Below are 13,253 nucleotides of genomic sequence, written 5' to 3'. Positions count from 1 at the left end.
CATCATCATACTATCAAAGTTCCTATCGCGGGAGAGGGGGTAGATCGAAGTGAAATTAAAAAATCTGTGACCAATTCAAAATAAAATCTTGTCTATAAAAACTTCAGGGACGTTGCCTACTTGTAATGCATTTTTTTGAGACGTTGATGTCGGATGAGTAGGTCTAAAAAACATAGATGTAGTGGTGCTTTTAAGTGACCCATAGGACGATATATGAGTATTTTCAGCGGATAGAGTAGTTAAATCATTTTCTTCTGCTTTATAGAAATGGGGTTTGCAAAAGTCATTTAACGATGAATTTGTTTGTTTGGCAAATTCACCTAGGGTGCCCTTTTTAAGTGGAGTTTTATTTGGATCGGTGTATATTTCACCTTCCAGGGCAAAAAGCTTGTTTTGTTGGTAAGCCATGTAGGGGAATTTTATAAGGTGAACAAAAGCTACAATGGGCAATACCATTAAGGTAGCTAATAAAGCTAAACCAAGTCGGACTACTTGTAAACCAAAGCCTAGGCCTAAAGCTATGCCTCTAAGAAGTTGATTACTATCCCATTTTTCTTCATCTCTTACAAATCTAAATGGATTAGTTATGCTCGGCTTGTTGGGAAATCCATAGTTAATTAAAGCGTTGGAAATTAAAGGAATAAGGGTGAGATCCACTAGGCCGTATTTATATCGATTGGAAGAAAGCTCTCCGCCATCCATTTTAGTTAATAAACCGTAATCGCCTAACATGATAGCGAATGTATCGGTTATCCCCTCAAAAAAATTATTTTTCATTAGTTTATTAAATTTAATAATGGGAAACCAACTATTCCGCTTGGTCGCTTTATCCTTAAATGATTCATCTCTTTTTAATCTATCCGAAACATAGAAAAGGAGGGCGCTATTTTTCTTTACAGCGGCTAAAGCAACCTCCTCATCATCTCGTAATTCATCGGAGGCGCCAAAAATAAAAGCATTACTGTTTTGCTCAATAGCTAAAAGCATGAATTGTTTATTTGATTTTAATTTGGGGGATACCTGTCTCCAAACATTAGGAGTAATCTCTAACGCTTTAAGAATAAACTCTTGATTTTCAGTTAATTCTTGAGGTAATTGGGGGGTATTGCCCTTATTCTCTATTGTCTTTAATAGTTCTAATTGATAGGTTTCAAGGGCCACAGTAATTCTCTTTTGCTAAAGTTGATGTATTGTACTGCGTGCAACATATATAATCAATTAGGCGCATTAAAGCATTTTTGGATTTCTTCCTAAACACTCAGATCAAGAAAATACTGATGTTGATTAGGAAGAAGTGTTAATGCAACATAAATTTATAGATTTTTAGTCGATAAGGTTTGCGAGTATCTAGTCTGCATTGATAACATAGCTATTTAACTTTGTGAGTACTTCATGGATTTTTATATCGGTTTAATGTCGGGCACCAGTATGGATGGCATTGATACAGCATTAATTCAACTTCCTTCTAATAAATTGATTCATGGTCTTACTCAAAAATACTCTGAAGGAACAAAAAAATTACTGCTGGAGTTAGTACACACGCAACATACAAGCTTAAGCAATTTAGGTCGACTAAATCGTTTAATTGGAATAGATTTTGCCAGTGCAGTGAATCAAATTTTGGATGAAACGGGGTATTCAGCGTCAGCCATAAGGGCAATTGGCAGTCACGGGCAAACAGTAAGCCATGATACCAAAACCGATGTTCCCTATACCTTGCAATTAGGCTGTCCTCATACTATTTCTTCTTTAACGGGCATTGATGTAGTGGCTGATTTTCGTACTCGCGATCTTGTCAACGGTGGTCAAGGCGCACCTTTCGCACCTCTATATCATCAAGAATTATTTGCTCAATATGATGAGCATGCAGTAATTGTAAATGTAGGTGGTATCGCTAATGCCAGTTTTCTGAATCCTGGTCAGAAAACCAAGGGGTGGGATGTAGGACCAGGCAATTGTTTAATGGATGCATGGATAGAGCTGCATCAAAATAAAGAATATGATGCTGATGGACGGTGGGCTGCTCAAGGTAAGCTTATTGCCCCATTATTAGAAAACTTACTATCAGATCCCTTTTTTACTCAAGCAGCACCGAAGAGCATCGGAAAAGAATATTTTTCTTTAAGCTGGTTAAAGCAATATCTTAAACAAGAATATCCAGTGATTGATGTTCAAGCTACCTTATTAGAATTAACCGCATTGGGCATTGCGCGAAGCATTACAGAAGAAGATCAGAACGTAAAAAAACTCTATTTATGTGGTGGTGGGGCTCATAACTCACAGTTAATTAATCGTTTAATACACCTGCTTCCTCAGATTGAAATACGTACTGTTATGGATTTAGGGGTTAATCCTGATTACTTAGAGGCAATGATGTTTGCTTGGTTAGCCTCTCAAACAATAAACTCTATTGCAGTGGATCTCCGTGCTATTACTGGCTCGAAGAACAAAGCGATTCTGGGTGCAATTTATCCAACTACCAAGTAAGATTTGTCCTTGGATGAAGGAATAAGAAATAATTATCCAATTCTTTAAAAAAGTTTATTGACAAAGAGAATCGGCATAAGCTTTAATGAGCGATTCAACACGGAGTGATTATAAATTGAACGCACATTATATGAATGCAACAATAGACAAACCGAACCATAATTTACGCATGTCTTATTTTATCTTTTTTTTAGCAGCATCATTTTATCTGTATGAATTTATTCTTCAAGTTGCACCTAGCGTCATGGCGGAATCGATGATGCGCACTTTTGGCGTAACCGGTGAAGGCTTTAGTTTCATTTCCGCCTTTTATTTCTACGCTTACGCTCCGGCCCAATTGCCTGCTGGCGTTTTATATGATCGTTATGGCCCACGCAAACTAATGACCTTCGCTATTATTTTATGTGCATTGGGCTCCGCTTTTTTTGCCTCTACTGACAGTGTATTAACTGCATCAATTGGTCGTTTCTTAATCGGAATTGGCTCTGCCTTCTCCTTTATAGGGGTATTAGTACTTATATCACGATGGTTTCCTCCTTACTATTTCGCTATTTTAGCGGGAATTGCTCAATTAATGAGTTCCGTAGGGGCGATGTTTGGTGAAATGCCTTTAGCTTCTTTAATAAATGTAGTAGGGTGGCGAGCTGCTAGTTTTATACTAGCGGGTGTTGGTTTGATGCTGGCAATATGTTTTTGGATTTTTATCCGTGATTATCCGCATCAACAAAATCAAACTATACCTAATCATTATCTTCGTGATGAATGGAAGCGCTTAGTCGCCGTCTGTAAGCATGGATACACCTGGATAATTGGTGCTTATGCTTTTTCTATTTGGACTCCTATTGCCGTCTTTGCTGCTTTGTGGGGTGTTCCTTACCTACAAGAGAAATATCAAATCTCTGTATTTTTAGCTTCGGGCTTATGCAGCATGATTTGGTTAGGGATTGGGGTTGGAAGTCCAGTTCTAGGCTGGTTGAGCGATAAATTAGAAAGTCGTCGCATCGCATTAATTATTAGTGCTCTTTTAGGTTTATGTGCAACTTTAGTATTGTTGTATTTACCGTCCTTAAGTCTAAGCAATGCTTATATTGTTTGTTTTGTTTTAGGTTTGGGTGCGGGAGGACAGACAGTGAGTTTCGCTGTAGTTAAAGAAAATAATCCTTCTGAGTTAGTAGGAACTGCCTCGGGTTTTAATAATCTTTCTGTGCTCATTGGTGGAGCCTTATTTCAACCTTTAGTGGGCTACATTTTACAGCATAGTAACTCCTGGCGCTTAGTTGATGGCGTGCATATTTATAGCCTTGCTAGCTATCAAAAGGCGTTATTAGTTATGCCACTTTGCTTCTTTGCTAGTCTAGTAATAGCTACTTTTATTCTTAAAGAATCTCACCCAGCAAAACAGTAGAAGATGAGCTTTAAAAACTCAAACCTTGGTTCAACTAGCTTGAGCCAAGGTAGGGCTTACCAAGAAAGGACATCTAAATATAGCTTGCCCCAATAAACTTTCTGTATTCTTAGTAAAATACCTCATTTCATCACAGCATGAAAACGTTCCTGCTTAATGAATATTCTTCCTTAACCTTCCTCAGTTTCCTGTAAGTATTAGCAAAAATTATTATGGTGACTAGTATAGATACTGGAATGTTGGATATTAAAATCTGCATATTAATAGAGATTGGAGGGCGTGTAGTAACTTCTTGTGCAGGTAGGATCAATGGTACTTATTGAATCAAATTAATAAAAGAGGGGGGGAAGGCTTAGCGATGATTTACCCAATAATACTTTACGTCTTCGATTATTGGGCAAACTTATAACTCAAATGATTAGGCTACTAAGTAGTCTGATTTCTTTAGGAAGTTTTTATCTGGGAAGTAAGCAAAAATTACCGTACCGTTTTTAATAGTATTAATAACAGGTTTGGCTAAAGTTTGCGCAATAGCTGGGCATCCCCAGGAGAGGCCAGCTCGGCCTGTTTTTCTGATGAAGTCAGGCTCAACATACCATGCACCGTGCATTACCACACGTCGATTATAAGCATTGTCATTGAAACCATGGTCTAATCCTTGAAGGTTTAAAGAATAGCCTTTATGTCCAATGTAGGTTCCTTTAGTAATGTAAGTACCTAAGCTAGATTGCTTGCTGGATTCTCTATTGGAGAAATGACGTGCTACTTCACCGGAGTTTTTGCCATGGGCAACATAGGTGTTATATAATAGACGCTCATTACGAACGTCGAAAACCCACATGCGTTGCTTGTTAGAAGGTAAAGAATAATCGATTACAGTAAGTACTGGTTTTTTTACTGCGCCTTCTTTGTCTGCATTATTATACGCAGTTAACGCGAGCTTAAGCACATTTTTGTTTAGCTGAGGGGCTTTTCTGCTTAAGTGTTGTACTTGAGTACTTAACTCACTTCCTGGCTTAGCAAAGCTAGGCGCGCTTGAAGTGATGTTACTGGTTAATATCACGGTTGAGATTAAAGTAAATAAAGTATTCATACTGCTCCTTTCTTCTTGTTAATTCACCGTTATTGGCGTATCAAAAAAATGGTGATTATATTAACAAATGAGGTATTTGTAAATTTAAAAGATTCAACCTTGTCCATAAGGGAAAAATATTAATCAATTCAATGGTTTATTTTTTTGCGCACAAAATAATTGATTATAAATGCGCCTATTTGGATTGTATTGTTCCTTTTTGTTGGATTGTTGTTTGCTCAAATAGGATTTAAATTAATCTATTTAGACTAATTTAGTTCTATAAATGTTCATAATTTATACATTGATTTAAGGGGTTTTTAGCAAAATAAAGGCCTTTAATTGTGTAAAATGTTACCTATACATTTATTTTAATCGCGTTCTACACTATTATCGTTGATTAATTATTTTTTTGATTCGGAGAATACCATGCTTGAAAAGAAGTTAATTAATATACCGGAAGGTTTACGCGGTTCTATTAATCAAGCATACCGGGTGGATGAGCTTTCTTTAATCACCGAATTATGTGAAAAGGCTGCCTTAAACCAAATGCAATTAGAAGCAATTAGAACTAATGCTACGCGCTTAGTGGAAGCTGTTCGTTCAGGGCGGAAAAAAAGTACGGGAATTGACTCCTTTTTGACTGAATATGCTTTATCTAGCGAGGAAGGTATTGCCTTGATGTGTTTAGCTGAGGCCTTATTACGGGTGCCCGATAATGAAACCATTGATAATTTAATTAAAGATAAATTAGCGGGTGGCGATTGGAAGTCACATCGAGGTCAAAGCGAATCATTCTTTGTGAACGCTGCAACTTGGGCCCTTATGCTCACTGGGAAAGTACTAACCCCTGAAAAAGCAGAAAACACACTAACAAAATCCTTGATGAAACTAGTAAGTCGCAGTAGTGAGGCTGTAGTGCGCACTGCCGTTGATCAGGCAATGCGGATTATGAGTAAGCAATTCGTTATGGGGCGAACTATCAATGAAGCTATTGCTCGTGCAAAGAAGAAAGAGGAGCTAGGTTATCGCTATTCATATGATATGTTAGGTGAGGCTGCTCTAACCTCGGTAGATGCCGAACGTTATTTCAATGCTTATAAGATGGCCATTGAGTCTATTGGCCAAAATGCTGATAAAAGCGCTGATCTCTACAAAAGGGCAGGAATATCAATAAAACTTTCAGCCTTACATCCTCGCTACAATGAATCACAATATGAGCGGGTTATGGCTGAGTTGCCTGCTAAACTCTTAGCTTTAGCGCGCTTAGCAAGAGATTATGGTATCGGTTTAACTATTGATGCAGAGGAGTCTGAGCGTCTTGACTTATCTATGGATGTCATGGAAAAGGTATTCATTGATGATAGCTTAAATGGTTGGAACGGTTTTGGTTTGGCTGTTCAATCTTACCAAAAACGCGCATTTTATGTATTAGATTGGGTCGCAGCCTTAGCCCGTAGCAAACAACGCAGAATGATGGTTCGTTTGATTAAAGGAGCGTATTGGGACAGTGAAATTAAAAAATCCCAAATGCAAGGTTTAGCTGAATACCCTGTATTTACCCGAAAAGTCTTTACAGACGTATCTTTTCAAGCTTGTGCCAAGAAGCTTTTAACCATGACTGATGCAATTTACCCGCAGTTTGCAACACATAATGCGTACTCTGTCGCTATGGTGCTTAATTTGGTTGGCGATTACCGTGATTTTGAGTTTCAATGTTTGCATGGAATGGGGAATGAATTATATGAGCAAGTAGTACCTAAAGAAACTTATGGTATTCCCTGTCGTATTTATGCTCCTGTGGGAAGTCATGAGGATTTGCTCCCTTACTTAGTTCGTCGTTTATTAGAAAATGGCGCCAATTCATCCTTTGTAAATCGTATCGTTGATGATAAAGCGCCCATAAGTGATTTGGTTGAAGATCCTGTTGCAAAAGCGAAAAGTCTTTTTAATAAAATGAATAAAAATATTCCTTTACCGGAAGATATTTTTGCACCAAAACGTAAAAACTCTAAAGGTATTGATTTTAGCAATCGGGAGCATCGGGCGGTATTGCAAGACGAATTAAATAAGCTCGATCTATTCTGGAAAGCAGGTCCGATTATTAATGGTATTTTGCAATGTGATGAGAAAAATTCTGTAACTTCTCCGCAAAATACAGCATTAAAAATTGGCACTGTACAAGAGGCCAGCATCGAGGATGTTGAAAAAGCCTTGTCTACTGCTGAGTCCACGTTTGCCAGTTGGAGTACCACTGCTGTTGAAAAACGCGCAGATGCAGCACGCCGTTTTGCAGACTTATTACAAGCGCATAGTACGGAATTATTGGCTTTAGCCTGTTTAGAGGCTGGTAAAACCTGGGGTGATGGGATTGCAGAGATTCGTGAAGCCGTAGATTTTTGTCGTTATTATGCACTAAGAGCCGAACAATTAATGGGCAGTCCTACTCACTTACACGGTTATACAGGCGAATTGAATGAATTAAGTTTACATCCGCGCGGGACTGTTTTATGTATTAGCCCGTGGAACTTTCCACTTGCAATTTTCACCGGACAAGTCATTGCTAGCTTAGTTACTGGTAATTGCGTAATTGCTAAACCAGCGGAGCAAACCCCTTTAATTGCGGCCCTAGCGGTTAAATTAATGCATCAGGCAGGTATTCCAACCGGTGCAATACAATTACTCCCAGGGCGTGGCGAGACCATTGGAGCAGCTTTAGTAGCCGATAAGCGAATTAAGGCTGTCTTATTTACTGGTTCAACTGACACAGCTAATTTAATCAATAAAACCTTAGCCACTCGGGGTGGTGAAATTATTCCACTTATAGCAGAAACCGGTGGACAAAATGCCATGATTGTTGATTCTTCCGCATTATTAGAACAGGTTACTGCCGACGCGTTAATATCTTCTTTCGGTAGCGCAGGGCAACGTTGTTCTGCTTTACGTGTTTTATTTGTCCAGGAAGAGGTATATCCCAGAATGATCCATCTTCTGAAAGGTGCAATGGAGGAGCTGGTAATTGGGGATCCTCAATGGTTAACAACGGACGTGGGACCTGTGATTGATAAAGAGGCTTTGTCTGTTCTGAAAGACCATGTTGATGAAATGAAAAAGCAGTATGAAATTATTTATCAATGTGCTTTAAGTGACGAGCAAGCTGCGGGTCACTTTATGCCGCCAACAGCGATTGCTATTGATTCTATTTCTTCTTTGAAACGGGAAGTATTTGGTCCGGTATTGCACCTCATTCCTTTCAAACGTAAAGATCTTGATAAAGTGATTAATGATATTAACGCCACTGGTTATGGTCTTACTCTCGGTATTCATAGTCGAATAAATAGCACAGTAGAATATATTCGAGAGCGCACCCATGCAGGTAACTGCTATGTAAATCGTAATATGATTGGTGCTGTGGTAGGTTTACAACCCTTTGGCGGGGAAGGTTTATCTGGAACTGGACCAAAAGCGGGCGGACCTAATTATTTAATCAGATTATGTCATGAACGCACTTATACGGTAGACACTACGGCGGCAGGAGGTAATGCTAGTTTAATGTCACTCCCGGAAGAAATGTAAGTTTAACTCGTTTTGAGGCAAGGATGCTGGCTTCAATAGATCTCGTTGGAATCAACGAGATCTATTGAAGCGATATTTTTCTTTTATAAAACTGCAATAACAGTAAATTAATTAACAGCTCATTTATTTTTATTAATTTATTAAATGCTTTTTAGCAAAATACCAAGGCACCAGCACGAATAAAGCTAAACCACCAATTAAAAAGGTTTCAAACAAAAAGACATCGTTAATAGGAATTTGATTGGGTGGAATAAAGCCTACCAACATGGCTGCTAGACAACATAAAATTCCTAAACCGCACACCAACCACATGACTTTGTTGCCTCCCGGAATCTTATAGGTGCGTACTTGATTAGGATGGGTATAGCGTAGTTTTATTGCTGCGGCAAACATGATCACATAAACCATCAAAGCCATTTGGGCACATAAATCACTTAATAACCAATAAGCTGCATTAATTGAATCAAAAAGAATAAAAATAGAGCTTAAAATAGTTACTATAATAGCTTGAGTTATTAAAATAGTTACAGGTGCTCCATGTTTATTGGTCCGGGTAAAAAATGTAGGTAATGAGCCATCTTGGGCTGATACTAACAGACCCTTAGTAGGGCCAATAATCCAAGCAGAAACTCCACTTACTCCACCTAAAATAATAAGTATAGCAATTAGGGTGGTCATTTCGGGAATATTATAAGCCTTGAAAAATATTGCATAAGCATCAATAAGCCCAGAAACAACACTTAAGGATTGCCCAGGAACTACAGTTACTATAGCTAAAGAGCCTAATGATAGAGTAGATATGATTAAAACAGTGGAGTAAAGCAGGGCCCTTGGATAGTCACGCTGGGGATTTCGCACTTCTTCAGCATGCACAGCAGACATCTCTACGCCAATTAAACCAAAAAGAACTACTGAAAATAACGATAAATTGCTTAATGAGCTAAAATCAGGGAGCCATTGATGAAAATCAACTGCACTGGGCTTGCCTTGTAAAAGCCAAACTAAGGCTAAAAAGATTATAACCAACATCGGTAGGATGGTACCTAATAACGCACCAATAGTACTGACAATGCTGGATACTTTCATTCCAAAACAGTTTAAAAGGGTAAATAGCCAAAATAATCCTAATACTGTAATTAATAGATAAGATTTATTATTAGCGAGATTGGGTTCAAAAAGATAAGCGATGGTGGCAGCGATAAAGGCAAGTATAGTAGGATACCATACGACATTATATATCCATTGTAGCCATATAGTAATAAAGCCTGCTTTTTTCCCAAAACCTTCTCGGACCCAGATGTAAATACCACCCGTATTAGGAAAAGCTGTTGCTAATTCGGCAGCGACGAGCGCTACAGGAATGAAAAAGGCTAATGCGGCTAACAAATAATAGGATATTAAAGATGCGCCTAATTTAGCACTAATGGGTAAAGTCCTTAAACTATCGACTGCAATGACATTAATCATTACTAAAGAAAATACACTTAACACTTTTTTGGCTGGATTCATCGAGGTGCAACCCTTAATAGAGAAATAAAAAATCTAAGATTATAATCGCCGGTATATTTGGCAAAAAAATTGTCCATGCACCTGGATATATCATCAATAGCTAGGTCGCAAAATCTAGCATTATCCCTAGATAAAATCAATATTGAATAAAGGGATTTGGGGGAGTATGAGGGAGGAAAAAATCAGCCCAAGTTATTGGGCTGATTGATTATATTAGGCACATAAGTTGCGTAATACATACTGTAAAATACCGCCGTTTTTGTAATATTCCAACTCGTCAGCTGTATCAATACGGCATAACGCTTTAATATCCTCTTTCGAGCCATTGCTGCGTTCAATCGTTACATTGAGCATAGTGCCTGGCTTTAAAGTCTCTGAAACATCAATGCTTATGCGTTCACTGCCGTCTAAATTTAGGGTTTTGCGTGTCATTCCATCACAAAATTGTAGAGGAAGAACACCCATGCCAATTAAATTAGAGCGATGAATACGTTCAAAACTTTCAGTAATTACCGCTTTAACACCTAATAGATTAGTCCCTTTTGCTGCCCAGTCTCTCGATGAGCCTGTGCCGTATTCCTTCCCTGCAATAACAACTAAATCTTGCTTTTCGGCTTGATATTTCATTGCAGCATCATAAATGGGCATGACTTCACCTGTGGGTACAAAACGTGTAATACCACCTTCTTGTCCAGGAGTCATTTCATTTCGGATTCGAATATTGGCAAAGGTACCACGCATCATTACTTCATGATTACCACGTCTTGAACCATAAGAGTTAAAGTCTTTCTCATCTACTCCTTTAGATTTTAAATACAAACCGGCAGGGGAGCTTGCTTTAATTGAGCCAGCAGGAGAAATATGATCCGTAGTAATTGAATCACCAAATAAGGCAAGGATATAGGCCTGCTTAATGGGTTTGATCGGTTCTGGTGTGGCTTTTAAGTTTTCAAAGAATGGAGGATGTTGAATGTAGGTTGAATCCCTATTCCATTCATAGGTTTTTCCAGTACTTGTTTTAATGGATTGCCAATGCTCATCCCCTTGAAAGACTTCAGCATACTCTTTGCGGAACATTCCGCCAGTTACTTTAGCTACTTCAGCTGCTACTTCAGCATTAGTCGGCCAAATATCTTTTAAGTAAACTTCATTGCCTTGACTATCTTGACCCAAAGGCTCTTTACTTAAATCTTTGGTAGTCGTACCACATAGGGCGTAGGCAACAACTAAAGGAGGTGAAGCGAGCCAGTTTGCGCGTACTTGAGGATGAACACGACCCTCAAAATTTCTGTTTCCTGATAAAACTGCAGAAACTACGAGATCATTCTCATTAATAGAATGAGCGATTGCATCAGGTAAGGGGCCAGAGTTACCAATACAAGTAGTGCAACCATAGCCTACTAAATTAAATCCTAATTGATCTAAATAAGGTTGCAATCCCGCATGGTGGAGATAATCAGTAACTACTTTGGAGCCAGGGGCTAAAGAAGATTTAACCCAAGGTTTGCGTTGTAGGCCTTTTTCAATCGCTTTTTTAGCTACTAGACCCGCAGCCATTAACACACTCGGATTTGAGGTATTTGTACAACTAGTGATAGCTGCAATAACCACATTTCCATGCTGCATTTGGAACTCATGATCTTTAACAGAATAATGAGTGTTTTTTTCATCTAGTTTACCAGTTTCTTTTAAGAAATTATCGAACTCAACAGGAAGTGTACTTAAATTAACTTTATCTTGTGGGCGTTTTGGTCCAGCTAATGAAGGTTCAACTGTTGATAAGTCCAGTTCTAAAGTATCTGTAAACACTGGATCTTCACTGTCTTTTTCATACCACATGCCTTGGGCTTTAGCATAGGCTTCTACAAGTTCAATGGTGTGATTATCACGGCCAGTCAATTCGAGGTATTTTATGGTTTCTTTATCTACGGGGAAGAAACCACAGGTAGCGCCGTATTCAGGAGCCATGTTCGAGATAGTAGCTCTATCAGCTAAAGGTAAGTCCTTAAGTCCAGGACCATAAAACTCGACAAATTTACCTACAACACCTTTTTTACGCAGCATTTGAGTAACGGTTAGAACCAAGTCCGTGGCTGTAATCCCTTCTTGCATCTTTCCCGTAAGCTTAAAGCCAATAACTTCAGGAATCAGCATTGACACTGGTTGACCGAGCATAGCAGCCTCAGCTTCAATACCACCTACACCCCAACCTAAAACACCAAGGCCATTTACCATGGTGGTATGGGAATCGGTGCCTACTAGGGTATCTGGATAGGCATAGAGTTGTCCGTCGCACTCGCTTGACCATACTGTTTTAGCTAAATACTCTAAATTTACTTGATGACAAATTCCTGTTCCAGGTGGAACAACTTGAAAGTTAGAAAATGCCTTTTGTCCCCAGCGTAAAAACTCATAGCGCTCATTATTACGTTCCATTTCAATTTCTGTATTAACAGCTAAGGCATCTTTTGTACCGAACTTGTCCACCATTACAGAATGATCGATAACCAAATCAACTGGTGATAAGGGAGATATTTTTTCCACATTGCCACCCATTTGGACAATTGCGGCGCGCATAGCAGCTAAATCGACCACAGCAGGAACGCCAGTAAAGTCTTGCATCAATACACGTGCGGGGCGATAGGCAATCTCATGCTGGGATGTTTTAGTGTTTAACCATTCCGCAATCGCTTTAATGTCATTGACATTGACGGAGCTATTATCTTCAAAACGTAATAAATTTTCGAAGAGTACTTTTAAAGAGTAGGGTAGACGGCTAATACCTTTAAAATGTTGTTCTTCTGCTTTTTTTAAACTGTAATAATGATATGTTTTTCCATCAACATTTAATTGACTTTTTGTTGATAGGCTATCATGACCTACTTTCATAAAATACTCCACTGATCAAAATGGTAATCATAGCTTAGATTTGTAAAATTTTCATGATTCTATTGTAGATAAAACGCGAAAATAATTGTGAATTTGATAGGACTTCGAGCTGATTTATAAAAAAAATTAAAGGTCTTAGCTATTTCCTAAGAATTTAACTCTAATTAATTAGCCTTTGGTATGGATTTTGCTTTATAACTCATGTTACGCACGGTCAATTTTAAGCTGCCATATTTTTAAGCTCCTGCCAAGCAATCTGGTTCGCTCTAAGAATCAATTTGTACTTAATAGCAAAGTGATTTAAATGAGTTTTTA

The 13,253-nt window shown here is 38.4% G+C and carries 8 protein-coding genes; 4 read left to right on the top strand and 4 right to left on the bottom strand.

Annotated features, from left to right (window positions below; translation table 11 throughout):
- Positions 1 to 75: 75 nt before the first annotated feature.
- Positions 76 to 1,161 carry a DUF4116 domain-containing protein gene (locus ELY15_RS09560; protein WP_127099445.1) on the bottom strand — a complete coding sequence of 362 codons (1,086 nt, stop codon included), beginning with the start codon at positions 1,159 to 1,161 and terminating at the stop codon, positions 76 to 78.
- Positions 1,162 to 1,392: 231 nt separating this feature from the next.
- Here ELY15_RS09560 and ELY15_RS09555 point away from each other — a divergent pair, with 231 nt between their 5' ends.
- Together ELY15_RS09555 and ELY15_RS09550 are read left to right on the top strand one after the other, a co-directional pair.
- Positions 1,393 to 2,487, top strand: a complete 1,095-nt coding sequence (locus tag ELY15_RS09555) for an anhydro-N-acetylmuramic acid kinase (protein WP_127099444.1) — start codon at positions 1,393 to 1,395, stop codon at positions 2,485 to 2,487.
- A gap of 115 nt (positions 2,488 to 2,602) precedes the next feature.
- Entirely contained in the window at positions 2,603 to 3,892 is a 1,290-nt protein-coding gene (locus ELY15_RS09550) for an MFS transporter (protein WP_370449411.1), read from the top strand.
- Positions 3,893 to 4,310: 418 nt separating this feature from the next.
- Here the strand turns inward: ELY15_RS09550 and ELY15_RS09545 are convergent, their stop codons facing one another.
- Positions 4,311 to 4,985 (bottom strand): murein L,D-transpeptidase catalytic domain family protein, encoded by a 675-nt coding sequence (locus ELY15_RS09545; protein ID WP_127099443.1) that lies wholly within the window; start codon positions 4,983 to 4,985, stop codon positions 4,311 to 4,313.
- Positions 4,986 to 5,393: 408 nt separating this feature from the next.
- On the opposite strand from ELY15_RS09545, the gene putA reads away from it, so the two are divergent.
- The gene (gene putA / locus ELY15_RS09540) at positions 5,394 to 8,540 is read left to right on the top strand and encodes a bifunctional proline dehydrogenase/L-glutamate gamma-semialdehyde dehydrogenase PutA (RefSeq protein WP_127099442.1); all 3,147 of its coding nucleotides are present in this window, start codon (positions 5,394 to 5,396) and stop codon (positions 8,538 to 8,540) included.
- A 132-nt stretch (positions 8,541 to 8,672) separates the two neighbouring features.
- On the opposite strand, the gene ELY15_RS09535 is transcribed toward putA, so the two are convergent.
- Together ELY15_RS09535 and acnA are read right to left on the bottom strand one after the other, a co-directional pair.
- Positions 8,673 to 10,049: an APC family permease gene (locus ELY15_RS09535; protein WP_127099441.1), complete on the bottom strand. Its 1,377-nt coding sequence runs from the start codon at positions 10,047 to 10,049 to the stop codon at positions 8,673 to 8,675.
- A gap of 213 nt (positions 10,050 to 10,262) precedes the next feature.
- Entirely contained in the window at positions 10,263 to 12,938 is a 2,676-nt protein-coding gene (acnA, locus tag ELY15_RS09530) for an aconitate hydratase AcnA (protein WP_127099440.1), read from the bottom strand.
- A gap of 175 nt (positions 12,939 to 13,113) precedes the next feature.
- Here acnA and ELY15_RS16540 point away from each other — a divergent pair, with 175 nt between their 5' ends.
- Positions 13,114 to 13,242 carry a hypothetical protein gene (locus ELY15_RS16540; RefSeq protein ID WP_255411085.1) on the top strand — a complete coding sequence of 43 codons (129 nt, stop codon included), beginning with the start codon at positions 13,114 to 13,116 and terminating at the stop codon, positions 13,240 to 13,242.
- Positions 13,243 to 13,253: the final 11 nt, after the last annotated feature.

It is taken from the genome of Legionella sp. km772, from assembly GCF_003989735.1.
In the GTDB taxonomy this organism is placed as follows: Bacteria; Pseudomonadota; Gammaproteobacteria; order Legionellales; family Legionellaceae; genus Legionella.
This window is presented reverse-complemented; position numbering and strand designations above follow the sequence as displayed.